Raw genomic sequence first — 23,988 nt, forward strand, 5'->3', positions numbered from 1 at the left:
GGACCTTCCTCGGCTCCTAACGGCCATCCACCCAGTAGCGATAGCCGTTGACCCGGTAGGGCACGCCCAGCTCCGTGCACAGCTCGGCGATGACATCCGGGGTGAAGAAGTAGTTGCGCACCCGGACGATGCGCTCGCCGTCCGTCTCCACGGCCATCACGGTACGAACCAGGGGACCCTCTTCGTGCTCGTACCAGAAGACCAGAATGGGCGAGCCGCGATACGCGCGGACTTCGCAGCGAGGGCTGGTCGACAGGTACCCTTCGAGCAGATGGGGCGGGACGCCTCCCCGCTCGTCGAAGGTGATGGGCGCGAGCGTTCCGGCGAAAGACCCGGTGTCCGGATTCTTCGGTGCGTCCTGACCGTACTCAGTGACGACGCCGACGATTTCCACGCTGGCGCTGTCGAGCAGGAGGTCGGTCAGTCGCTCCAGGTTCCGGGCATTGAACGCCGCACAGAACGCGTCCAGCACCGCGGGCGCGGGTGCTCGAGTCATCGGCTCCTCGGGCACCGCCAACAGGCCCCGCCCCCGATGGAGCGCGGACTTCACCGCGCCCACCGTCGTCGAGAGTGCGTCCGCGATTTCCTGGAGCGAGAAGTCGAACACATCCTTGAGGACCACCGCGGCCCGCTCCTGGGGAGACAGCCGCACCAGCAAGGAGCCAGCGGCCTCGCGTGGTGCCCGAGGGTCCGGCTCCGTCGCCGAATCGGCGGGCGCCTCGAAGGTGAGCTCGAGGCGCATGCGCCGCATGCGGTCCACCCAGAGGTTCGAGGCCACCCGGAAGATCCACGCGCGCGGATTTGGAAGCGCCATGAACACCGTCCCGAGCGTCACGAACGCTCTCGCGAGGGTGTCCTGAACCAGGTCCTCCGCGTCCCACGGGCTGCGTGTGAGGTGGCGGCAGTAGCGAAAGAGCTCGGGACGCATCGGCTCGAAGACGTCGAGGAACCGATGCCAGGACGACTTCACCTCGTCGCTCAGCGCGTTGATTTCGGGGGGCGACTTGCTCACGGTGTCATCGGTTCATAGCAGAGGACCACCAGGCCCTGACCGAGCTGGGTCGTTCGGACCAGCTTCAGCTTCTGTCGGGCTTCGATGTCCTTGAAGAGCGGTGTGCCTCGCCCGAGGAGCACCGGATGGATGATGAGCCGATACTCATCGACGAGTCGAAGCCGGGTGAGGGTCGAGACGAGCCCCGCGCCGGCCCACGCCACAATCGGCTTGCCGGGTTGACGCTTCAGCTCGGTGATTTCCTCGGCGATGTGCTCCTTGATGATGCGGGTGTTGTTCCATGCGGCATGCTCGAGCGTCCGCGACAGAACGACCTTCGGCAGTGCGTTCATCTTGCGGGCGAATACGAGGTCCTGGGGAGAACGGGGGGTGAGCTCCGCGTTGGGCCAGTAGGCCAGCATCTCCTCGTACGAGCGCCGTCCGTACAGCGCCAGGCCGACCGAGTCGATCATCTCTTCGCAGTACTGCTCGAACTGAGGATTGCCGTCCTCGAACCAATCGAGCCGCCCGTCGGGGGCCGCGATGAACCCGTCGAGCGAGACGATCATGGAGACAAAAAGGCGACGATTGCTGGGTTCCTGGATTGTCATCCCCGTCAGACGAACCGGCGCCCCAGAAGGATACTTCCCCTCGTCACAAAGGGTCGTTTCCAGCACAGTGGGGTGACGGGCTTCAGCGCGCGTGGGCGCGTGCGGGTCGTGGCGGCTGGCTGTGGTCGCAGTGCAGGAGCGACGGCGGGTCGAAGCAGGTGAACTTCTGGTCGACCAGCCTGCACACGCCCCGAGGCGTGCTGGCGCAGCGCACCTCCGTGCGGGTGGCCTTGCAATCGAAGCCGCAGGCCACGGCCTCCGACGCATTGACGCAGCGGGGCCTGGGTGTCTCGGCGGCGTACTCGTGGATGACGCTCTCCGGCGGGTCCCAGCAGACGAGCTTCCCGAAGTGGGTGCTGCAGACACCGTAGGGCGTGTCGTTGCAGGCCACCTCGCCGTTGAACAGGCGGCAGTTGAAGCCGCAGGCCACCTTGCCCCGGACGGACTTGCACTCGGGGCTCACGGAAGTGAGCGGTGGGTGCTGGATGGCCACCCGTGGCGGGTCCCAACAGTAGACGCCTCCATTGGTGACCTCGCACGTCCCGTAGGGAGTCTGGGCGCAGTCGATGTCGGAGACGCTCGTCTTGCATTGAAAGCCGCACACCGTGCGCCCCTGGGAGCTGATGCATTCAGGGGTGGGCTGAGGTGGTGGCGGTGGCGGTGGCAGCTCGACGCGGGGCGTGGGCGGCGCGGAGGCCAGCAGCAGCAGGGCGAGGAAGGGGAGCATGTGGCCCCCCGACGCAACGCCGCGCGGTTTATTCAAAGCCCCGCGCAATCCCTGTCACTTTCCTCAGCGCGGTCGCGAGCCCTGGCGTCCCGGGCCCCGGGAACCCCCGGAACGAGGCTGCGCGGCGGGGGCCTGCGTGTCGCGCGGTGCGTCGTCGGCGTCGCGTGCCTCGGTGCGCTGACGTCGAGCGGCCTCGGCGGGCGTCTCCGGAGGGACGAGCGCCTGCGGGCCCCGGCCGATGAGGTCCGAGCGGCCTGCCTGCCTCAGCGCCTCGCGCGCCAGCGGCCAGTGCTCCGGGTTCCAGTAGAGCAGGAGCGCCTTCTGCAGCCGCTTCTCGCGCAGACCCTGGGCCGTGTAGACGGGCTCCATCTTCAGCGGGTCGATGCCGGTGAAGTACATGGCGGTGGCCATGGCCATGGGGGTGGGAATGAAGTCCTGCACCTGACGAGGCCGCTTCCCGTTCTTCTTCAGCCACAGCGCCAGGTCCACCATGTCTTCCAGTGTGGAGCCGGGGTGGCCGCTGATGAAGTAGGGGATGTCGTACTGCTCCTTGCCGGCCTCTTCGCTGGCGCAGGCGAACATGGCCTGGAATCGCTCGAAGCTCTCGATGCCGGGCTTCTTCATCTTCTCCAGCACGCGCGGCGAGACATGCTCGGGCGCGACGGAGAGCTGTCCGCCCACGTGGTGCGCCGCCAGCTCCTTCACGTACTCCGGCGAGCGCTCGGCCAGGTCGTAGCGGACGCCGCTGGCGATGAAGACATGCTTGACGCCTTCCTCCTCGCGCACGTCCTTCATCAGGCTGATGAGCGGGCCGTGGTCCGTCTGGAGGTTCTCGCACACGCCCGGGTGAACGCAGGACAGCTTGCGGCAGCGCTTCTCGATGTCCTCGCTCTTGCACTTGAGCTTGTACATGTTGGCGGTGGGGCCGCCGAGGTCGGTGATGGTGCCTCGGAAGTCGCCCATGCGTCGCAGCGCGCGGACCTCGCGCAGCACACTCTCCGCCGAGCGGCTCTGGATGACGCGGCCTTCGTGTTCGGTAATCGAGCAGAAGGTGCAGCCGCCGAAGCAGCCGCGCATGAGGACGATGGAGTGCTTCACCGTCTCGTACGCGGGGATGCCCTCGTTCTTGTAGAGGGGGTGGGGGACGCGGTTGAAGGGCAGGTCGTACAGCTCGTCCATCGCCACGGTCTTCTCACCGGTGGCGGGGTTGCCCACGCCGTCCTCCAGCGGGAGCGCGGGCGCGTTCATGAAGATGGCGCGGTTGCCGTGGCGCTGCGCGAGGGGGCGCGCGTTGCCCGGGTTGGTCTCCATCTGGAAGTCGCGGCTCATCACCGCGAAGGCCTGCTTGTCGGTGACGACGGACTCGTAGGGCGGCAGGACGACCGTCTTGCGGTCCGCGGCGCGTTTGGCCGGGTCGGCCTCGTGGACGCGCATCTGCTCGTCGCTGATGAGGTACGCGGTGCCGCGCACGTCGCGGATGTCCTCGATGCGCTCGCCGTTCCTCATGCGGTCGGCGACTTCCATGATGGGGCGCTCGCCCATGCCGAAGACGAGCAGGTCGGCCTTGGCGTCGAAGAGGATGGAGCGGCGGACCTTCTCGCTCCAGTAGTCGAAGTGGGCGATGCGGCGGAGGCTGGCCTCGATGCCGCCGAGGACGATGGGGACGTCGGGGTAGGCCTCGCGGCAGCGCTGGGCGTAGACGATGGTGGCGCGGTCCGGGCGGCAGTTGGTGCGGCCTCCGGGGCTGTACTGGTCCTCGGAGCGGTTCTTCTTCTGCGCCGTGAGCCGGTTGAGCATGGAGTCGAGGTTGCCGGCGGCGACCCCGAAGAACATGCGCGGCGGCCCCAGGGCCTTGAAGGGCTCGGCCGAGTGCCAGTCAGGCTGGGGGATGATGCCCACCTTGAAGCCTCGGCCCTCCAGGAAGCGGGCGATGAGCACCGGGCCGAAGGCCGGGTGGTCCACGTACGCGTCTCCCGTCACGATGATGATGTCGCACTGCTCCCAGCCACGCGCCTGCATGTCGGCACGGGTGATGGGCAGGAAGGGATGGGCGTAGCGAGTCGGAAGGGCCATAGCGGTGGGGCGGGCTGCGTCGGGGGCGTCTCTCCTAAACACCCCCCGAGCCACGAAGCAAACAGGGCGGAGCGGGGGTGTACACCCAGCGGGGCCTCGTGCCCACCTCGCCTTCCTGGCCCGTGGGCGACTGGCCGGCCGGAGTGGGGGCTGGAGGCGGTATCCTGAAATTCATGGATATGCCGTCAAAGCGGATGGACTCCTGGGTGGTGAAGTGGTGGGTCCTGGGGTTTCTGGTGCCGGTGGCGTGTGCGACGACGGCGGTGCCTCGCTCTGGCCCGAGCGCGTCGAGTCCGGGGACTCCCGCTCGTTACGAGCAGGGCCTGGATACAGTCTCGAACTCTTGTGGGAAGAACCCCGCCTGCTACACGCAACGCGGGAGTGAGGCCATTCTGCCTTCGCTCCCGCGTGCGGTGGGGGTGGCTCGGAGCGTCGGTGCCGCGTTTCGAGTGCTGGAGTCCGCTGAGTTGGTGCGCGTGGAACAACTCCTGGTCCAGTGTGCGAAGGAGGCGGACCGAGAGGTCAATGAACGCGAGTACGGGCTTGGGAAGAGGCCCGATGATGCGGAGTGTGAACGCGTGGTCCGATACGATGGAAAGGGCAAGGAGGTCATGCGCCGCATGGAGTTGGGAATACTGAAGCACGAGGTTGCTTTTGCGTGCGTGAGACGAGAGTTGGTGCGGCTCTTCCCCGACAACGTCTCTATAGAGCCGCGCTACGGGCTCGACCCGGAGACGGGACAGTATGCCCTCACCCAGGTTTGGGCGAAGTCGCTCAGGCCAGACATCGTGCTCCACTTCTCGAAGGACCCCAATCGGGTCCAATGCGTCTACGACTTCAAGTTTCCATGCACGACTGCCAGCAAGAGCAATCCTCTTGGAGGCTCCAAGGTCACGGAGCAGCTCCGCGAGTACGAAGCATTGGGTGAGCATTGCTTTCCAGCCATCGTCACCCCTCAACTTGGAGTCAGCCATGCCCGCGGGTGACCGCTTCCCCCGTATCCGCCATTCCATCTCGAGTCCTCAAGGGGAACGGCTTGTGGTTCGAGAAGGGCTGCGCATCGTGTTTTACATGCCACATGACCATTGGGAAATCGCGGCTGGTATGGAACGCGCCCTCAATGTCTATCGGCAGGCCGTGGGGGAGGGACCTGAAGGCTTGACCCAAGGCTGGGATGATGGAGAGTCCTTCCGTCTCAATTCCAAGGGATGGGAGTCCATTCGGGCCTCGCTACGTCCGAGCCCTTCGAGGTGGTTTTTCGAAGACGTCCCGGAGACCGATCTGTTCTACCGGCAGATGTCCAAGACACAGACAGACCGCTCTGTGCTCCTGACTGGCGGAGACCAGTCTGACGACAACGGGTATCTGTTCTGGTATCAGGCGCGCCTTCCCTCTCGAGATCCTTCCAGGACAGGCGCCAGTCTCCTGAGGGCCACGCTTCCCACCGAGTACGTCGAGGCCCATGGCCCCGGGCACGTGCGAGAACTGGCTATGGAGATGGCCTCTGGATTGCCGCTCTCCTCCGGCCATGCGGGGCTTGCGCTGGCTCTCCATACGGCCCGCTGGCATGCCCTTCCCCGACTGAAGGAGGAACTCGCCCGCTACCCCGGAGTGGATGTGCCCGGAGTCCTGACTCACTGGTACTTGGGCGACCGGGTCGATGGCGTCCACTGGCTGAACTTCCTGGGCCCCTCGCTGCTCGAGTCCCTGGGAGGCCAGGCGAGCTTGCGAGCCCGACTCCATTCACCGGGGACCACCGTTCAAGACGTGGGCACTTCGGGTTCTGCCGTGGTGACGCTCGGTGCGTGGCCCGAAGCCGGAGACCTGTCTCTTGGTGACAACCTCCCTGCCTACCGTGAGCTGGCGCGGGTCCTGGAGCCCTGTCTGGAGGAGTTCCATCCGAGGCATGCAACGGTCTGGAGCGGGTATGACTCCGAACCGGCGTACTCCGAGGAGGACGTCCGTCGCTGGTGGCGGCGCTTCCTCGACTGACGCCAGGGATGTGGGGGCGTGGATGCGTTGACGAGGATCCACCTGTCCCCTACCTTCGCGCGCCCGTACCCGGCCTGGCCGAAGGGCTCGGGCCCGCCGCCATGACGCACCGGACGCACAACGAAGTCTCCGAAGGGCGCCCCGCGCCGCAAGAGGGAGACTCCGTCCGAGAGCTTCACGTCGAGTACGACGATGCTCCCGTCCCGCCACCGTCCTCGCGTTCCAGTGCGTCTACGCGACAGCTCCCACACGCGGACCCGACCGACGACGTATCCTCGACTCCCGCCTCCGTCCTGGACCCGACGGAGGACATCCCCCGGTCGCCCAATCCGTTGCTGGCCCTTTCCCGCTCGAAAGGCCGGAGCCCGAAGCCCGCCGCGCCTCTCGCCGAGTCCTCGACACCCGATGAGCCGCCCGCCCGCGACGTGGCCGCGCCCACCGACGTCACCACGTCCGAGCGCGAGGCCATGCAGGCCGCCGTGGCGACCGGAAAACGCCGCGAGGCCTGGCGCCCTCCCGCCTACCTCCCCGATGACCTGAGCGACGCGCTCCTCTCCGAGCGCAGCCAGTACCGCGCGAAGCTGCTGCAAGACGTCCGTCAGGTCAGCCTCCAGGGCCCGGGTGTCATCTCCCTGGTCCCCGTGCCCGCCGCCGACCCGGACTGGTCCGGTGGCTCCCTGCTCGGCTTCCTGGGCGAGGAGTGCGTCTTCGGCGGCGACGTCGTCCACCTCGACTTCGAGTCCGGCCGAGTCTTCGCCGCTCCCGAGCACGGCGACGACGTGGACCGCCGCGCCCTCTCCGCCGAGCGCTGGTGCTACCGGCCCTATGACTTCGCGGAGGCGCTCTGCACGGCCGCCTCGGCCTACGAGGAACGACAGCCCGCGCTCACCCAGGCCCTGCGTCGCGCCAGCGGCGAAGAGCCCGCCGCGGAGGTTCGCCCCCAGCACGCGGAGTTGATGCCCGCCGACCGCCTGTGGGCCCAGCCCTGGGGCTGCATCTGGGGCCCTCCCGGCACCGGCAAGACGACGGCCATCGCGGACCTCATCGCCCGCGCCCTGCGCGCCTTCCCCGGGGAGCGCATCCTCGCCGTCGCTCCCACCAATCGCGCCGCGGACGAACTGGTCCTTCGCGTCAGCGCGCTCCTGGAGCGCGAGCCCATCCCCCTGCGCCCCCTGGCGCGCAGCATCTTCCGGGGTGGCACCGGCGCCAGTGACGCACTGGCGAAGCTACCCACCGTCACGCTCGAGGACACCAAGGGCGGCAAGCTGCGCGCGAGTATCGAGGAGCGCGAGCGCGAGCTGTACCTCCAACGTGTCCGAGGCGGCCCCGCGCACGAACTCGCCAAACTCCAGGCGGAGCTGCGCGGCCTGCGCGGGAAGATGAAGGACCCCACGCTCAAGGAAGCGGAGAAGGGCGACTGCCCACTCATGGTCCTCACCGTGCACCGCGCCCTGCGACTGGTGTCGGAGCTGGAAGGCAAGAGCACCTTCGCGCGACTCGTGGTCGACGAGGCCGGCATGGTGACTCGCGCCGCCACCGCGCTGATGGCGCCGCTGGCCGAGCGCGTGACGCTCGCTGGAGACCCCAAGCAGATTGGCCCCGTGTCTCGCGCCGCCGAGGGCGCCGGACGCGGCACCCAGAAGTGGCTGCGCGCCAGCGGCCTGTCCCATCTGGAGGACGCGGTGAAGGACGCCGCGCGGGCGGACGTCCTGCTGCTGCGCACCCAGCACCGCATGCACCCGGACATCGCCCGCGTCGTGAGCCACTTCTGCTACGGCGGCGCGCTGGAGGACGGCGACATCGTCAAGGCCCGCGCGCAGAAGGCCCCGCCCGTGCCCGCGTTCGCCGCCACGCGCGCCGGCTGGGTGGTGCTCGACGGCCTCAGCCGAGATCCGAAGCGCCTCACCCACGGCCGGGGCGAGACAGGCTCCGGCTACCAGCGAGAGCTGTCCGCAGAGCTGGCTGTGTCGCTCGCCCGTGAAGCCGTGCGCGCGGGCCTCAGCGTCCTGTGTGTCACGCCCTATCGCGCCCAGGCCGCGCTCCTGCGCAGACTGGGCACGTCCGCCGGGTTTCGCGGTGACGCCTTCAGCGCGTCCACCATCCACCGCCAACAGGGCACCCAGTACGACGTCGTGCTGGTGGACACCGTGGCCGGAGGCCGTCCCTTTCCTCCCCACACGCTGGTGCCCATGCTCAACGTGGCCGCCAGCCGCGCGCGCGACTACCTGCTGGTGCTCGCCTCCCGCGACGAGGCCCGGGGCGCCACCATCCCCCAGCGCTTCCTGTCGCTGCTGCCGCGCCTGAAGGTCCTCCCTGGCATGCCGCTCCGCCTGGAGCCGCTGCCCATGCCGCAGCAGCCCCAGCAACCTCCACCCCCACCTCCACCCAGCGCACCGGCCACCCTGGGCGGCGAAATCGAGGGCTCGCGCCCCACGCGGCCCCTCTTCACCCAGGAGCAGGTGTCCCTCTTCGAGCGGCGCTTCGACGACGGCCACCACCTGGTGCGCGGCGTGGCCGGCAGCGGCAAGACCTTTGTCCTGGCCCATTGGGTGGCGCGCTACCTGCTGGAGCATGAGGACACGCGGGTGCTCGTGTCCTTCTTCAACCGCGCGCTCGCGCCGCTGGTGGACAAGCTGCTGATGGAGGCAATCATCCAGCGCGCCGGCCGGGTGCGCGCGCGAGAGCTGAGAGCCCGGGTGATGGTGAAGCACGTGGGGGCGCTGCGCCGCGTGGAGCCCGCGTCCTTCGACGGCGTCTTCGTGGACGAGGCGCAGGACATGGATGCTCGCGCGCTGGCCATGCTCCACGCGCTGGTGCTCCCGCACACGCTGGCGGACGGACGAGAGGTGCGCTGTCTCCAGTTGTTCATGGATGACTCGCAGAACGTCTACGGCCAGGTGCCCATCGACTCCCTCAAGGAGCAGCTCCCGGAGGGGCTGTCCTTCCGGGGCCGCACCCGCGTCCTCAAGGAGACCTTCCGCGCCACCCGCGACATCCTCGACGTCGCCTTCAACGTGGTGCTGGACCCGCTGCGCCAGCACGCCACCAGCGACCCCGGCATGCGCGAGTACATGAAGGCGGGAGAGCTGGCCCGCGAGGGACTCCTGTGGCTGCCCGAGGAGACGCTGGAGGGCCTGTACCGCGTGCAGTCCACCGAGCGCGGAGGCGTGCTGCCCCAGGTGCGCGGCTTTGCCTCCGGCGCCAGCGAGGCCCGTCAGGTGGCGAAGGAAGTGGCCCGCCTCATTCGCGAGGAGGGCGTCCATCCCGGTGACATCCTCGTCGTCGCGCCCGTCATGCCGTCCCAGTACACGGAGGCGCTCAACCGCGCGGGAGTACCCGCGCATGCCTACGGCGGCAAGGGTGGCCGCGACGTGACGGACTTCCGGGTGAGTGGCGTGGACCACGTGCGCGCTACCACCGTGTTTTCCTGCAAGGGCCACGAGTGCCCCATCGTCTTCTTCGCGGGCCTGGATGCGCTGGACACCGTGGAGAACTGGATGGCTGGCGCCCGGGAGCGCAACGCCCGGGAGAACGAACGCATCCGCCGCGCCATGTTCTACGTGGGCGCCACTCGCGCGATGAAGCGCCAGTACCTCACCGGTGTCCGGGGCGCGCGCTTCCTGCGAGTGGCCACGTCCTACGTGGAGACGCTCGCAGGGCTGTCGCCCACCGTGGACGCGGGCGGCAAGCGCCCCTGAAACGACGAAGGCCCCGGCGCCGCTTCCTCGCGGTGCCGGAGCCTCCGGGTGCCGTGGTGCTCGGGACTACCGCTGGGCGGGCCCGTCCACGCGCGGGACTGACGTCACGGTGGGAATGCCGACATGCCGGGTGGACCAGAAGGCCAGGCCCGCCAGTCGCAGCACCTTCGCCTTGAGGCTCTGGTGGCCGGTGGGGTCGCCGCCGCCGCCCGACACGCCACCCGGGTCACCGTCGGTCAGGTCCGCCAGGTTCAGACAGCCCTCCTTCTCGTCCTTGGGCTTGCAGTCGGTGAGCACCTCGACGGTGCCGACATTCTTCGGCGCGGGGGGAGGGGCCTGCTGCATCGACGACGTGGGGGCGCCTTCCTCGGACGCGGGCGCATCCAGCGCGCTTCGGGACGAGGCGGGCACGTGGTTCGTCTGGCTGACGATTTCGTTGCGGCTCACGTCGACGGTGAAGAGGGTGGCGCGGTCGGGATTCGTCCTGTCCCGCAGGATGACGCGGACGAGCGCCCCTTCGGGCGCGCTGCGCTGAATCTGCTGGGTCGAAGGAACCGTTTCGACGTGGCGGCACGCCGCGACGCTCAGCAGCAGGGGGACCAACAGGAGGCTTTTCTTCATGATGACTTGGAGCTCGGGGTCGAAAGGAGACGACTATTCGAAGAGGAGCACCTGGCGGACCCAGGCACTCCCCCGACTGCGAAGCCAGTCCTGGCGTGCATCACGCAGGACGAGGGCTGCGGGGATTCCCGCGCGAATGCGCTCCAGCACCGGCTCGAAGAAGGCGGACGCCTCGGTGTCGGGAATCTCCTGGGTGGCGGCGAGCACCGCTCGCGCGCCGGCCTCCACGAACGCCACGGGCAAACCAAACGTTTCGTGGAAGTAGGTCGTGCTGTGCGCGGCATGGCAGGCCGCGAGCAGCACCACGGGCCGCCCCAGGAGCCGCTGCCCCTGGACGTCGGCGGCCGTCAGCGCATAGCGCCCGCCCTGCTCCTCGGGAGAGAGCACGAGCAGGGAGCCGTCGGCGACATGCGGGTCGACGACGCCGTGGGCGTGAATCTGCACCTCGGTGGCCTCGTGCATCGCCCGGAGCACCTGGGTCGGCGTGGCCGAAGCCCCCTTCAGGGTCGACAGCGAGCTGTCCTCCGCATCCGGAGGACTCCAGGCGCGCAGCGATGGCAGGCGCAGCTCCGCGGGCGCATTCACGTCAGCCACGACGAGCCGGCGCTGGGCATGTGGCGAGGACGCCGGGGGCGGCGGGGCCACCCGGTACGTCCAGGCGAGGTCCGGCGGCAGCAACCCGGGCTTGCCCAGGACGGGCGGGCGCGCCAGCACGTCCACGCTGGGACAGTCCCGCAGCGCGTCCACGAGCTTCGCGGGCACCAGGCCCTCGACGCCTTCCAGGCGCTGGCGGCGATCCGCGTCGTAGTGACCGAGGAGCCGTCCGGATGCATCCCGGGCCACCAGGGCCGTGCGCTCGTCATCCACCGTGACACCCAGCGCGCAGCGCTCGGGCAGCGCCAGCGAGCGCTCCTCGGCGAAGAGGGCGAGCGCCTTCTCCAGCTCTCCGTGGTGGGCCGCGTCCAGGATGAGCGACGTGTAGCTGTAGACCCGCGCCTTGCGCGCGGTCACATCCGAGGCGAGCAGCGGCGCCGCCTCGGTGATGGCCTGACGCAGCAGGGCCTGTCCCCGGCGCCGGTCCTGCTCGACGAAGAAGCGCCCTTCGATGTGGCGCAGCATGGGGCCATCCCCCGCGGCCTCCAGCGACGCGGGCGTCGTGCGAATCGCCGCCAGTCCGCGCGTGAGGAGGTCCGCGTCCATGTCGCTTCGGGCGTGGGTATGCGCCAGGTCCGCGATGACGAAGGCCCGCGCCAGGGACGGAGGACGGCCGCACTTCGCCGCGCGGTCCAACTGCTCCCGGGCGCCCGCGAAGTCGAAGGTGCGGTAGTACGCGAGCGCGAGGTTCGCGTAGGGCAGCTCATGGTCCTCGCAGCGCTCCGGCGTGCGCAGGATGGCTTCCTCCATGTACGCGCGGGCCAACGACAGGTCCCCATGGAAGATGGCCACCTGTCCCAGCTCCTGGATGAGTCGGAACTCCTTGGACCACTCCCGGCCACCGCGCGCGCGCGCGAGCGCCGCGAGTCCGTGCGTCCGCGCCTCCACGGGGCGGTGAAGCTGCCGCTCCACCAGGGACAGATTCCGCAGGAGCTCCAGGCAGCGATAGCTGAAGCGCTGCTCGGAGTCGCAGGTGCGCAGGGCCACGGTCAATCGCGTCAGGGCCCGCGGCGCTTGTCCTCGCTGGAGGTCCGCCTTCGCCTGACGCTCCTCGGCCAGCAGGGCGAACCAGGGGTCCTTCGTGGCCAGCGCGAGCGCGCGGTACTCCTCCTCGTGCTGACGCGGGTCCGACACGAAGAGCAGCGCGCCCAGCAGGATGTCCTCCTGCCGCGCCTCGCGCAGCTTCGCAATCAGCGTGTCCCTCGCCGCCGGTGCCAGCTCGCCTCGCGTGAGGCGGACGTATTCCTTCGCCAGGGGCGCGCGCGCCTCGAAGTCCACCCGCGCGGCGCGGCGCAGGGCGTCTTCCAGATGCGTGCCTCCGTCGACGCGGTCCAACTGGACGGCGAGTGGACGCAGGGACTCCACGCGCTCGGCGAGGGTGGCGGTGCGCAGGGCATCGTAGAAGCACAGGCGGGACAGGCCCGGGTAGCGCTCCACCTCCGCCGGCGAAAGCACACCACCTCCGAGCACCATGTCATCGCAGCGCTGCTTGGCGCCCTTCCAGCCCTTGCGCTGTTCTTCTTCCTGACGCCGCAGCTCCGTGGCGCGTTGCGCGGCCTCATCGCTCCAGCCGGGCTCCTTCTTCGCCGCCACCCGGTCGAAGGCCTCCGCGGCTTGCAGCGACAGGCCCAGGGCCTTGAGCGCCAGTCCCCGGTTCCACAGGGCCTGCACATGTTCGGGCCGCTGCTTCAGCGCGCGGTCCGCCAGCGCCAGGGCTTCCTCGGGGGCGCCTCGCTGAAGCGCCAGCGCGGCGCGGTCCGAGTCCAGGTCCGGCGATGCGTCGAGCTTGTCCAGGAAGGCGCCAGCCTGGGCCGGGTCTCCGCGCAGCAGGTACGCGGAGGCGATGCCTCGCTCGTCTCCGGCCTCCTCCAGCTTCGCCAGCTCCCGCAGTGACAGCGCGCGGGGCTTGTCGCCGCCACTGCGCATCACCTCGTAGGGGCGGTGCCGGTCCGCGCCTGGATGGGTCAACCGGGCCTCCAACGTGCGCCCGGGCGTCTGCCCCAGCCACAGTTCGGAAGAGTCCGTCGACGAAGCCGGCCGCGTCACGAGCACCCACGCCGCCAGGCCCGCGGCCAGCGCCAGCGGCACCACCATCATCCAGGTCCTTCGCCGCTTCAGCAGGGACGGGGGACGCACGAAGGGGAGCGTGTCACCGGAGGCGTGCAGTGCGTCGTCCGCGATGAGCTCCAGGGCGAGCAGCTCCTTCATCCGCGCCTCACACGCGTGGCAGCGGGTCAGGTGGTGGCGGAAGTTCTCCGCGTCCACCGGCGCCAGCTCGCCGTCGATGAAGGTCTCCAGTGTGTCGCACAGCTCATTCATGGTCTGGCCCTGCCCTCACTCGAGGCGGCGCCGGGGGCCAGCAGCCCTCGCAGAGCCTGCCGCGCCTCGCTGAGCCACCGCCCCACTGTTCCTTCGGGCGCATCCAACTGCCGCGCGATGGCCCGATATCGAAGTCCGGCCACGTGCAGCCGGTACGCCTCCCTCAATTGCGGTGGCCGGAGCTGCTCGATGGCGCGCTGGAAGTCATCCCGAGTGACCTGCTCCCATTGCTCCAGCGGCACCGGCTCCCCGGTCACCTCCTGGTCCTGCACCACGCGCAACGACGGTGCCCCCAACACCTCCGTGCGTCTGCGCCGGCAGTGGTCCAGGAAGCGGTTGCTCAGCGTGGTGCTCAGCCACACGCTCACCGCGCCCGGGTTCTCCGCCACCAACCGGTCGAAGTTCCGGTAGGCGCGCTCGAGTGTTTCCTGCACCAGGTCCTCCGGGTCGATTCCACCCCCGGAGCACAGTCGTCGCGCAAGACGCAGCAGTCCCGGCCGTCGCGAGCGTGCAAAAGCATCGAACTGGCGGTGCTGCCCGTCGTCCATCGTGGCGCGAACCCCTACACCCATCTTCTCATGTCGTTCCACCGGTGGAGCGCCCCCTCCGCTCGTTTGAACGTGGCGGGGAAAATCCCTTCGGTCGGGAACTCATGACGCGGCGCGTTGCGGGTGGGTGCGGGTATGCCCCCCTGGGTCAACCTCGCAGGGAGGTGACGATTGCGGGCCAGTCCGTCCCGGGAGGGAGGCGGCCTTCGGCGTGTTCGGGACGTCCGCCGCCCCGTCCCCCGGCGGCCTCGGCGGCCCGTTTCAGGAAGGCGCCGCAGCCGAAGGAGGAGGTGGCCCCCCGGGAGATGAGCACGCAGAGGCCGTCGGGCGCGCGGCCCGCGAGGAACACCACCGCGTCGGGTCGGGAGGTGAGGCGGGTGGCCACGGCGCGAAGCTGCTCGGGGCCGGCGCCGTCCAGTACCGCGACGACGTGCTTGTCGGCGGAGGCGGCCAACCGGGCGGCGAGCTCCACGGCGGTGTGCTCGGCCAGGCGCGCGCGGGCGGCGCCCAGGGCCTCGCGGGCCTCGGTCAGCTCGCGGCGCAGCTTCTCCACCACGGTGGGCACTTCCGAGGGGCCGCAGGTGAAGGCCCGCCCCATGGCGCGCAGCGTGCCCGCCTCGTCCCACAGCTCGCGCCGCGCGCGCGGGCCCGCGGAGAAGAGGACGCGGCCCTTGCCCTTGTAGCGCTCCACGCCCAGCACCCGCACCATTCCCACCTGTCCGGTGCGAGTGCAGTGGGTGCCTCCGCAGGGGGACACGTCGAAGTCGCCCACCTGGATGACGCGGATGTTGTCCGTCACCTTGGGGGCGCGGCGCAGGGGCAGCGCGGCGAGCTCCTCGGGCGTGGGGAAGAAGGCGCGGATGGGGAGGTCGGCGTCGATGATGGCGTTGACGTGCGCCTCGGCCTCGGCGACACGCTGCTCGTCCAGGGTGTCCTGGTCCGTGTCGATGGTGCACGTGGCGCCCAGTCGAGATGACACGGTGGCCGCGCCCGCGATATCCAGCAGCGCGCGCGACAGCATGTGCTGGCCGGTGTGCAGCGACATGTGCGCGCGCCGTCGCTCCGCCTCCACCACACCCGCCAGCTCCACGCCGGGCGCGGGCAGCGGGCCTGTCCCCGAGACGTCCAGCAGGTGGTGCACCGTGCCGTCGTCATCCACCTGCACGTCGCGCACGGCCAGACCTCCGAGCACGCCGTGGTCGGCCATCTGTCCACCCGCCTCCGGATAGAAGGCCGTGCGGTCCAGCACCACGGAGGTCGCGCCATTCCACGTGCCGTGGGCGACGACGCGCGCGGTGAAGTGGTGGAGGAACGGGTCGTCGAAATAGAGGCGCTCAGTGGACATGGTGCGCGGGAAATAACACGCCGCTGAAACTCGCGCGGCGCTGCTGTCACTCTCGTTCGCGAGGGCGACGAGCCCCGCGACGCCCGGTCCCCGAGCAGGAGGCCCGGCGTCCCCATCCACACTCAAGCGAGGTCCTCCCATGAAGTCCCGGGTCTCCGCCATCATGGCGGCCGCCGTCCTGTTGTCTTCGTTCGCTCCCGCCTTCGCCCACGAGCCTTCCCCGTCGTGTGACGGCAAGTGCCCCAAGTCGAAGCCGGGCGCTGTCGACAACACCCTCATCGCCGCCACGCCGCGCGCCGACGCTCCGTCGCTGGGGCCGCGGAGCGCGTCGGTGACGGTGGAGGTGTGGTCCGACTTCGAGTGCCCCTTCTGTGCGCGGGGCGCGTCCGTCATCGCGGGCCTGCGCGAGCGGTACGGCGACAAGATTCGCATCGCCTTCCGGCACATGCCCCTGCCGACCCATGCGGACGCGAAGGTGGCGGCCGCCGCGTCCATGGCGGCGCACGAGCAGGGGAAGTTCTGGGAGATGCACGACGTGCTCTTCGAGAACCAGCGCTCGTTGGACCGGGCCTCACTGGAGAAGTACGCGAAGGCGCTGGGGCTGGACCTGGAGCGCTTCCGCAAGGCGCTCGACACGAAGGCGTGGAATAACTACGTGGAGGCGGACTTCGTGGAGGCGCAGCGCCGGGGCATCGCCGGCACGCCCACCTTCTTCATCAATGGCACCGGAGTGATGGGCGCCCAGTCGCTGGACGTCTTCGCCGGCCACATCGACGCCGCGTTGAAGCGCTGAACCCGGCGCGTCACTTCGCGCCGCGTCGTCAGGCTGGGTCCCACTCGACGCGCAATTGTCGGGGGCCCCGGTGCAGGAAGTTGGGCACGTAGGTGATGGCGTTGCCCGGTGCCAGTCGCAGGCCGGGCAACCGCTTCAGCAATTGCTCCATGGCCACGCGCACCTCCATGCGGGCCAGGGGCGCGCCGATGCAGTAGTGGATGCCCAGGCCGAAGCCCAGGTGCTTGCCCAGATCCGAGCGCAAGGGGTCGCCCCGCTCGGGCGCGTGGAACGCGGCGCCGTCGCGGTTGGCGGAGGCGTAGAGGACGAGCACGCGCGCGCCCTGGGGCACCTCCACGTCGCCCACCTTCACCGCGCGCCGCGTGGTGCGCATCATCGCCTGCACGGGGGCGTCCAGCCGCAGCGTCTCTTCAATCGCGCGGGGGATGCGGGCGGGTTCCTCACTCAGCTCGCGCAGCCGCTCCGGCTCCCTCAGCACCCACGCGAGCAGGTTGCCCAGCAGGTTCGCCGTCGTCTCGTGGCCGGCGAAGTGCAGCATGGCCAGCAGGCTGATGAGTTCCACGTCGCTCAGGGGCGGGGTGTCCTCGTGGCGCGCCTCGATGAGGGCGCCGATGAGGTCGTCCCTCGGTGCGAGTCGCCGCTCGGCGATGTGGCCCTCCAGGTACTTCTGGATGGAGACGAGCCCGCGCGCGCACTCCACCTGACGGGCCACGGGCGCGTTGCCCGCGGACAGGAGCGACAGGTCCTCCGTCCACCGCTTCAGCCGCTCCAAATCCGAATCCGGCAGGCCGAGGATGGCGCCGATGACGCGCGCGGGGAGCGGATAGCCGAGCTTCTCCACCAGGTCCGCGCGGCCGTCGCGAGCAAAGCCGTCCAGGAGTTCCGTGGCGATGGCGTGAATCCGGGGCTCCATCGCGCTCAGGCGGTGCGGGGCCAGGGCCTTGGTGACGATGACGCGCATGCGCGTGTGGTTGGGCGGGTCGTCGTCCACCAGCGCCGGAACCTGGGGATAGCCCTCCGCGAGCGCTGCGAGCACCTCGGGCGCGGGCGGCACGGGGTTCTTGAAGGCGTTGGCGGAGAGGAAGTCCTCCGGGTTGAGCACCACCGCCTTCACGTCCTCATGCCGGGAGACCACCCACAGGTGCATCTCCTCGCTGAAGTGGACGGGCGCCTCCTGGCGCAGCCGGGCATAGAGCGGGTACGGGTCCTCCACGTGGTGGGGCTCGAAGCGGCTGACGAACGTGGGCGGCGAGGACGGAGACATGCGGCGGACTCGATTCTCTGGCGGGGCGCTTCAGGCCGCGTCTGGACGGGGCTTCGTCGAGGGGGGCGTCAGGGGCCCATCGGAGAGGTCGGCCAGACGCAGACCCAGAGGAGGAACTCGAGGCAGGCGGACGGTGAAGCAGGTGCCATTCCGGGGGGCGCTCTCCACGTGGATGCGGCCCTGGTGCGAGGTGATGATGCCGTGCACCACGGCGAGCCCCATGCCCGTGCCCTCGCCCGCGGGTTTGGTGGTGAAGAAGGGCTGGAAGAGCCTGGCCTGCACCTCGGGCGTCATGCCGATGCCCGAGTCGCGCACGCACAGCACCGCCTCGTCCGCCTCCATGCGTGTGGACAGTTGGATGCGGCCACCGTCGGGCATGGCCTGCGCCGCGTTCATGAGCAGGTTCACCACCACCTGCGCGAGCTGTCCGGGGCGCCCCAACAAGCGAGGCAGGTCCGCCAGCGTCACCTCCACCTCGCAGCGCGACTGCACCTGGGTGCGGGTGATGCGCAGCGCGACGGCGATCTCCTCGTTGAGGTCGTACTCCTCCAGCGCCCCCGGGTCCCCGCGCGCGAAGCGCCGCAGATCCGAGACGATGGCGACGACGCGGCGGATGCCATCCGCGGTGGCGGGCAGCACGTCGTCCACGTACTCCCGCAGCTCCGGGGGCAGTGGCTGCAGGGCGCGCAGGTCCATGAGCAGCGCGTTCACGTTGCTCTTCACGTAGCTCATGGGGTTGTTGATTTCGTGCGCCACGCCCGCCGCCAGCATGCCCAGGCTGGACAGCCGCTCCTGCTCGCGCGCGCGGCGGTGGGCCACCTCCAGTTGCGCGTGCGCCTGGGCCAGCTTCTCGTGTTGGTGCGCCAGTCCCCGCAGGGCATGGTGCGTGAGGAAGACCCGGCCCTCGGAGATGAGGTACGTGAGCACGGACAGCAGCACGAAGCAGGCGGGGAGCAGCGGCGGGCACCCGTCCCAGAGCGCCGCGCCCGCCACCAGCACCAGCAGCAACCCCAGCCGGAGTCGCGCGCCCGAGTCCGCGAAGTAGTCCACCCACAGCGCGTTGAGCGGCAGGTACAGCCACACGGGCAGGGCCCAGTCGCTCGCCATGCCGTAGAAGACGGTGGCCAGCATGTTCATCGTGAAGCGCCCGGCCTCCACGACGCGGGTGTGGCGCGAGAAGAAGTGGCGTGCGAGGACCTGATTGGCCGTCGTCACCGCCGCGAAGCCCGCCGTCACCATGAGGATGGTGCCCCACTGTCCCCAGAGGCTGGAGACGAGCAGGCCATGGATGAGGAGGCACGCCAGGAGGGTGAACCGCTTGAGCCGGCTGTTCACCCAGTCCGCGTCGATTTCGTTGTCGATGGGCTCCGCGGACGGAGTCGGGGTCATGCCTCTCCGAGCCCCCGTCGGACGACGGGCGTCGGCTCCGCCCGCATCGGCAATTCCAGCCGCAGGCGCTGGGGGCCGCCCACCTCCGCGACGAAGGACAGCCGTCCGCCGAAGCGCTCCAGCAGGCCCCCGACGACCTTCAGGCTGTCATCCGCCAGCAGGCCCGCGAAGCGCTCGATGATGGACACGGCCTGCTCCGCCGGGAACGAAGGGTCCGCCACCTGCACCTTCAACACGAGCGCCGCGTCCGTCGGGCTCACCTCGGCGCTGACACCCTGGTGCGCTGAGCGGAACGGAGCGTAGAGCTGGGCGAGCGTCTCGCGGTGGCGCAGAAGGCCTGACAGGTACGTCACCAGCTCCGCGTCGTCCCAGGGCTTGCTGATGAAACGACAGATTTCGCCTTCGTTCACCGAGGCCACCACCGACTTGAAGTCGGCGTAGCCCGAGATGATGAGCCGCAGCGCGAGCGGATGGCTGCGCTTGATTCGCTGCAGCAGCTCGCTGCCCGTCATCCCCGGCATCCGGAAGTCCGTCAGGACGATGTCCGGACTGAAGCCCTTGAGCCGCTCCAGGGCCTCCTCTCCGTTGAACGCGAGCTGGACGTCGAAACCCTCGCGCCGCAGCAGCCGCCTCAAGGCGTGTGCCACCTGCGGCTCGTCGTCCACCACCAGCACCTTGTATGCTTCCATGACGCCTTGCTCCTCTGGCGCGGCACTCTAGTACGGGGTCCCGGAGAAAGTGTCAGGACCTGAATACTGGGTCACACCTGCACCTGCTACAGAGTGGGAGTCCCCGGAATGAATGTGAGTGCAGTGCGGCGCGGTGCCGGTGCCTTGTTCGTGCTCTCGGTGCTGATGACGTCCTGCGTCCAGAGGCAGGAGGTGGGGCTGGAGCGGGTGCGACGGGCAGGCGAGCTGCGGTGGGGCGCGGACGCGCAGGGTGGGGAGCCGTACGCGATGGAGGACCCGGAGGTGCCCGGGCGCATGCGTGGCTTCGAGGTGGAGCTGGCGGACGCGCTCGCGAGGGAGCTGGGCGTGCGCGCCCGCTTCATCCAGAACGACTGGTCCAGCCTGATTCCCTCACTGGAGCGAGGCTCGTTCGACGTGGCGCTGAACGGGATTGAAATCACGCCCGCGCGCAGTGGACGCATCCTCTTTACGCGTCCGTACTTCATCTTCCAGTTGCGACTGCTGGCCCGGCGGGATGACGACACCGTCACGGGCCTTGCGTCCCTGCGAGGTCGGCGCGTGGGGACGTTGGCCAACTCCCAGGCGTGGGATCTGCTCCAGCGCGAGGGCATCCAGGCGGTGCCGTACGAAGGCGTGGAGGAGCCGTACATCGACCTGGAGCAGGGGCGGGTGGACGCGGTGCTGATGGATGACCTCATCGCCCAGCGCTACGGACAGCCCCGGGCCGGGCTGCGCGTGGTGGGAGACGTGGGCGAGGGCTACTACGCCATCGCCGTGCGGCCGGGGGATGAGGACCTGCGCGCGGCGCTGGACGTGGCGTTGGGGCACATCGCCCGCTCGGGAGAACTCCGGCGAATCTTCGCGCGGTGGAACATCGACAGCGCCGCGCAGCAGCGGATGGTGGAGTGGTCGGATGCGCAGACTCGCGAGGTGCTCGCGCAGACGCAGGCGCCCAGGCTGGGCTGGGCGCAGTGGGTGATGTTCCTCCAGGCTTCGCTGGTGACGCTGGTGGTCTCCGTGGGGGCGATGGCGCTCGCGGTGCCGCTGGGCATGGGGCTGGCGCTGGCGCGGCTGTATGGCCCACGCTGGCTGGGGCGGCTGGCGTCGCTGTACGTGGAGCTGTTTCGCGGCACGCCGGTGTTGTTGCAACTCTATGTCCTCTACTACGGCCTCGCGGGCGTGTTGCGACTGGATGCGCTCAGCGCCGCGGTGCTGGGGCTGGGGCTGAACTACGCGGCCTACGAGGCGGAGGTGTACCGGGCGGGGGTGCTGGCGGTGCCTCGCGGGCAGTTGGAGGCGGCGCTTGCGCTGGGCATGTCCACGCCGCTGGCGCTGCGCCGGGTCATCTTCCCCCAGGCGTTCCGCGTCGCGCTGCCGAGCGCCACCAACGACTTCATCGCGCTGCTCAAGGACAGCTCCCTGGTGTCCGTCATCTCCGTTGTCGAACTCACCAAGCGGATGACGATTACCGCGGTGGATGTTCGCAGCTGGTTGTTGCCCGGTGCGCTGTGCGCGGCGCTCTACCTGGCGATGAGCTACCCTCTGTCGCTGCTGGCGAGGCGGTTGGAAGCGAGGTTGGAACGCGGATGATTGAAGTGAAGGACCTGTGCAAGCGCTATGACGGGCGCACGGTACTGGACGGAATCAGCGCCTGCTTCGCCCCCGGTGAGGTGGTGGCGTTGGTGGGCCCCTCGGGCAGTGGCAAGAGCACGCTCTTGCGATGCCTGAATGGACTGGAGCCGTTCGACGCGGGCTCCATCCGGGTGGGTGACGACGTGCTGGCACCTGGAGTTCAACGTGCACGGGGTGCCCAGGTGTCCAACATCCGGCGCCGCGTGGGCTTCGTCTTCCAGCAGTGGCACCTGTTCGCGCACCGCACCGCGCTGGGTAACGTCATCGAGGCGCCCCGGTACGTGAGGGGCCTGGACGCGAAGGCGGCCACCGAGCTGGGGCGCGCGCTGCTGGAGAAGGTGGGCCTGTCGCACCGCGAGGGGGCCTATCCGTCGGAGCTGTCCGGTGGCGAGCAGCAGCGGGTGGCCATTGCCCGGGCACTGGCGATGGAGCCGGAGGCCCTGTTGCTGGACGAGCCCACCAGCGCGTTGGACCCCGAGCGGGTGGGCGAGCTGGTGGAGCTGCTGTCACGACTCCGCGAGGACGGACTCACCCTGGTGGCGGTGACACACGAGATGCGCTTCGCCCGGGAGCTGGCCTCTCGGATGCTGGTGCTGCATGGCGGGCGCATCCTGGAGGAAGGTCCTCCGGCGCAGGTGTTGGAGCGGCCCCGACATGAGCGCACCCGGGCCTTCCTCGGCCTGGAGCGTGCCGTGCGTCAGGAGCCGGCCGTGGAGCCCGAGCCGGGCAGAACCGGCGTCTCCGCGGTGTTCCCCGCGGCCACGGCGAGGGAGTGACATGCGCGCGGAGGTACAGCTCACGGAGGTAGGGCGGGGCGAGGGGCCGAGGGTGCTCCTGCTGCCTGGATTGGGAGCCCGTGGCTCGGGCTTCCGTGCGCTCGCCGGAGTGTTGTCCTCGGTTGCCCGTCCCGTGCTCGTCGAGTACCCGGAGGGTGAGCATGCGGCCCTGGGTGCGGGAGCCCTGGCGCGGCAGGTCCTGCGGGCCGCGGGGCCGATGGACGCGGTGGTGGCCAGCTCGTTCGGAGGCATGGTGGCCGCGCACCTCGCGGCGGCCGGCGTGGTGCGGGGCGTGGCGTTCCTGGGGTCTTTCACGCGCACGGCGCACCTGGGCCCTCGCGGCCTGCTCATCGGGATGATGGGGCCCATCGCCCTGTGGGGTCGGCCCGGTGTGGTCGCCGCGGGGCTGGCGGCGTGGCGGCCCGTTCCCTTCGCCCGAGTCCCGGAGGTGGTGCCCACCACCGCGCTGGAGCGCCGCAGCACGTGGCACCGCGCGCTCGCCATTCACGGCGAAGCGCCTCCGCCCGAGCTGCGTCGGCTGGACGTCTCCTGTGTCTGCATCCAGGGCGACCGGGACATGCTGGTGCCTCCCTCCACGCTGACGAAGCTGGGGGAGTCGCTGCCTCCCGGGACGCCCCGGCATCTGCTGCGCGGGGCGGGACACGTGCCGTACTTCACCCACCCGGAGGCGTGCGCGGAGCTGCTCGGGCCGTGGCTGGCCGGACTGTCGTTCGCGCGGAGTGTGTCGGCGGCCTGACGCGGGGAGGGGCTCCTGTCCAGGGGTGGACGGAGTGAAAGGGGGATGTACGGGACGGCGGCCTGCCGCTACCGTGTGTCCCCGAATGCAGAACCGTTTCACGCGTGGTTTCGTCGTCTTCGTCGCATTCTCCACCGGGTTCGCGTGGGCCGCTCCATCCGCGCAGGATGCCGGCTCCGTGTCCGACGCCGTGCGCGCGGCCCCCGTGTTGCCGTCGGCTCCCGACGCGGCGGCTCCGGTGCCTCCCGTCGCCGAGCGGCCGCGCTCCGTGCTGCTGTTGGGCGACAGCCTCATCGCCACCGGCTTCGGGGACTACCTGCTGGCCCGGCTGGAGGCGCATCCGGAGATTCGCGCGTCGCGCCGCGCCCGGTCGTCCACGGGGCTGGCGCGTCCGGACTTCTTCGACTGGATGGAGGTGGGCGAGGAGGAAGTGAAGCGCCACCAGCCCGACGTGGTGGTGGTCATCCTCGGTGGCAATGATGGGCAGTCGCTGCTGGAGCGCAGCGGTGGCAAGCCGGTCCACTGGGGCAAGCCCGGGTGGGAGGACGCGTACCGTCGGCGCATCGACTCGTTCGCGAGCGTCATCGCCGCGCCGGGGCGGAAGATTGTCTGGCTGGAGCTGCCCGCGACGGGGCTGAAGCGCTTCGAGCAGAAGCTGAGCCTCATCCGGGGACTCCAGCGCGAGGTCATCAGCTCCCGCGCGGATGCGCGCTATGTCGACACGCGCGGGTACTTCACCGATGCGCACGGCAAGGCGCTGCTCCAGGCGCGCGTCGAGGGCTTCCGCAAGCCGATGAAGCTGCGCATGAGCGACGGCGTGCACTTCACCATCGCGGGCGGACGGTACTTCGCCAGCAAGGTGTACCCCGAGGTGCTCGGCGCGCTGGGGCTGCTTCGGGGCTAGGTGGCGACGCGCTAACGGCCGCCTGTTGCCGCTCGCGTGAGGACCGAGCGCGGTGCCGCGCTGGTCCACCTTCCTGCAATGATGTTGCGGCGTTGTTGCTCACCCGCGAGGACCGAGCGCGGTGCCGCGCTGGTCCACCTTCCTGCAAGGATGTTGCGGTGTTGTTGCTCACCCGCGAGGACCGAGCGCGGTGCCGCGCTGGTCC

Annotated in this window: 19 protein-coding genes; 8 read left to right on the forward strand and 11 right to left on the reverse strand. The window is 69.8% G+C overall.

Going from position 1 to position 23,988, the window contains the following annotated elements; all coding sequences use genetic code 11:
• Positions 1-16: 16 nt before the first annotated feature.
• The 4 genes from HUA75_RS03750 to HUA75_RS03765 all read right to left on the reverse strand — a co-directional run bounded on the left by HUA75_RS03750 (position 17) and on the right by HUA75_RS03765 (position 4,402).
• Positions 17-1,012 carry an RNA polymerase sigma factor gene (locus HUA75_RS03750; protein ID WP_371746050.1) on the reverse strand — a complete coding sequence of 332 codons (996 nt, stop codon included), beginning with the start codon at positions 1,010-1,012 and terminating at the stop codon, positions 17-19.
• Positions 1,009-1,560 carry a dihydrofolate reductase family protein gene (locus HUA75_RS03755; RefSeq protein ID WP_254627354.1) on the reverse strand — a complete coding sequence of 184 codons (552 nt, stop codon included), beginning with the start codon at positions 1,558-1,560 and terminating at the stop codon, positions 1,009-1,011. Before HUA75_RS03755 ends, HUA75_RS03750 begins: the two co-directional genes overlap by 4 nt.
• A 124-nt stretch (positions 1,561-1,684) precedes the next feature.
• Positions 1,685-2,329 carry a hypothetical protein gene (locus HUA75_RS03760; RefSeq protein WP_141645073.1) on the reverse strand — a complete coding sequence of 215 codons (645 nt, stop codon included), beginning with the start codon at positions 2,327-2,329 and terminating at the stop codon, positions 1,685-1,687.
• A 63-nt stretch (positions 2,330-2,392) separates the two neighbouring features.
• Positions 2,393-4,402 carry a YgiQ family radical SAM protein gene (locus HUA75_RS03765; RefSeq protein WP_174461435.1) on the reverse strand — a complete coding sequence of 670 codons (2,010 nt, stop codon included), beginning with the start codon at positions 4,400-4,402 and terminating at the stop codon, positions 2,393-2,395.
• 476 nt (positions 4,403-4,878) lie between these two features.
• Here HUA75_RS03765 and HUA75_RS03770 point away from each other — a divergent pair, with 476 nt between their 5' ends.
• The 3 genes from HUA75_RS03770 (at position 4,879) to HUA75_RS03780 (ending at position 10,092) form a co-directional block, all read left to right on the forward strand.
• Positions 4,879-5,388, forward strand: a complete 510-nt coding sequence (locus HUA75_RS03770) for a hypothetical protein (RefSeq protein ID WP_371746051.1) — start codon at positions 4,879-4,881, stop codon at positions 5,386-5,388.
• Between the two features lie 118 nt (positions 5,389-5,506).
• Positions 5,507-6,394, forward strand: coding sequence for a type VI immunity family protein (locus tag HUA75_RS03775; RefSeq protein WP_371746067.1), 888 nt, complete (start codon positions 5,507-5,509; stop codon positions 6,392-6,394).
• Positions 6,395-6,495: 101 nt separating this feature from the next.
• A complete protein-coding gene (locus tag HUA75_RS03780; protein ID WP_174485548.1) occupies positions 6,496-10,092 on the forward strand; it encodes an AAA family ATPase in 3,597 nt (1,198 codons plus the stop codon).
• A 66-nt stretch (positions 10,093-10,158) separates the two neighbouring features.
• On the opposite strand, the gene HUA75_RS03785 is transcribed toward HUA75_RS03780, so the two are convergent.
• The 4 genes from HUA75_RS03785 to HUA75_RS03800 form a co-directional block, all read right to left on the reverse strand.
• Positions 10,159-10,713, reverse strand: a complete 555-nt coding sequence (locus tag HUA75_RS03785; protein WP_141645068.1) for a hypothetical protein — start codon at positions 10,711-10,713, stop codon at positions 10,159-10,161.
• Between the two features lie 33 nt (positions 10,714-10,746).
• Positions 10,747-13,686: a CHAT domain-containing protein gene (locus tag HUA75_RS03790; RefSeq protein WP_174485549.1), complete on the reverse strand. Its 2,940-nt coding sequence runs from the start codon at positions 13,684-13,686 to the stop codon at positions 10,747-10,749.
• A complete protein-coding gene (locus tag HUA75_RS03795; protein ID WP_371745478.1) occupies positions 13,683-14,276 on the reverse strand; it encodes an RNA polymerase sigma factor in 594 nt (197 codons plus the stop codon). Before HUA75_RS03795 ends, HUA75_RS03790 begins: the two co-directional genes overlap by 4 nt.
• Positions 14,277-14,382: 106 nt before the next feature.
• Entirely contained in the window at positions 14,383-15,744 is a 1,362-nt protein-coding gene (locus tag HUA75_RS03800) for an alanyl-tRNA editing protein (protein WP_254627356.1), read from the reverse strand.
• Between HUA75_RS03800 and HUA75_RS03805 the strand changes: the two genes are divergently transcribed.
• Positions 15,719-16,372, forward strand: coding sequence for a DsbA family protein (locus HUA75_RS03805; RefSeq protein WP_174485551.1), 654 nt, complete (start codon positions 15,719-15,721; stop codon positions 16,370-16,372). The two genes, HUA75_RS03800 and HUA75_RS03805, sit on opposite strands and share 26 nt — an antisense overlap.
• A 28-nt stretch (positions 16,373-16,400) precedes the next feature.
• Here HUA75_RS03805 and HUA75_RS03810 read toward each other — a convergent pair whose 3' ends face one another.
• The 3 genes from HUA75_RS03810 to HUA75_RS03820 are packed head-to-tail and all read right to left on the reverse strand — an operon-like array spanning position 16,401 to position 19,714.
• Positions 16,401-17,636, reverse strand: coding sequence for a cytochrome P450 (locus HUA75_RS03810; RefSeq protein WP_174485552.1), 1,236 nt, complete (start codon positions 17,634-17,636; stop codon positions 16,401-16,403).
• Between the two features lie 30 nt (positions 17,637-17,666).
• The gene (locus HUA75_RS03815) at positions 17,667-19,025 is read right to left on the reverse strand and encodes a sensor histidine kinase (protein WP_174485553.1); all 1,359 of its coding nucleotides are present in this window, start codon (positions 19,023-19,025) and stop codon (positions 17,667-17,669) included.
• Positions 19,022-19,714, reverse strand: coding sequence for a response regulator (locus tag HUA75_RS03820; protein ID WP_141645062.1), 693 nt, complete (start codon positions 19,712-19,714; stop codon positions 19,022-19,024). Before HUA75_RS03820 ends, HUA75_RS03815 begins: the two co-directional genes overlap by 4 nt.
• Positions 19,715-19,822: 108 nt before the next feature.
• On the opposite strand from HUA75_RS03820, the gene HUA75_RS03825 reads away from it, so the two are divergent.
• The 4 genes from HUA75_RS03825 (at position 19,823) to HUA75_RS03840 (ending at position 23,783) form a co-directional block, all read left to right on the forward strand.
• Positions 19,823-21,304, forward strand: a complete 1,482-nt coding sequence (locus tag HUA75_RS03825) for an ABC transporter substrate-binding protein/permease (protein WP_246137394.1) — start codon at positions 19,823-19,825, stop codon at positions 21,302-21,304.
• Positions 21,301-22,122: an amino acid ABC transporter ATP-binding protein gene (locus tag HUA75_RS03830; protein WP_141645061.1), complete on the forward strand. Its 822-nt coding sequence runs from the start codon at positions 21,301-21,303 to the stop codon at positions 22,120-22,122. Before HUA75_RS03825 ends, HUA75_RS03830 begins: the two co-directional genes overlap by 4 nt.
• Position 22,123: 1 nt before the next feature.
• Positions 22,124-22,879 carry an alpha/beta fold hydrolase gene (locus HUA75_RS03835; RefSeq protein ID WP_141645060.1) on the forward strand — a complete coding sequence of 252 codons (756 nt, stop codon included), beginning with the start codon at positions 22,124-22,126 and terminating at the stop codon, positions 22,877-22,879.
• Positions 22,880-22,964: 85 nt separating this feature from the next.
• A complete protein-coding gene (locus HUA75_RS03840; protein ID WP_174485554.1) occupies positions 22,965-23,783 on the forward strand; it encodes a DUF459 domain-containing protein in 819 nt (272 codons plus the stop codon).
• The last annotated feature ends 205 nt before the right edge of the window (positions 23,784-23,988 follow it).

Origin of the sequence: Myxococcus sp. CA040A, assembly GCF_013336725.1 — a bacterium.
Lineage (GTDB): Bacteria > Myxococcota > Myxococcia > Myxococcales > Myxococcaceae > Myxococcus > Myxococcus llanfairpwllgwyngyllgogerychwyrndrobwllllantysiliogogogochensis.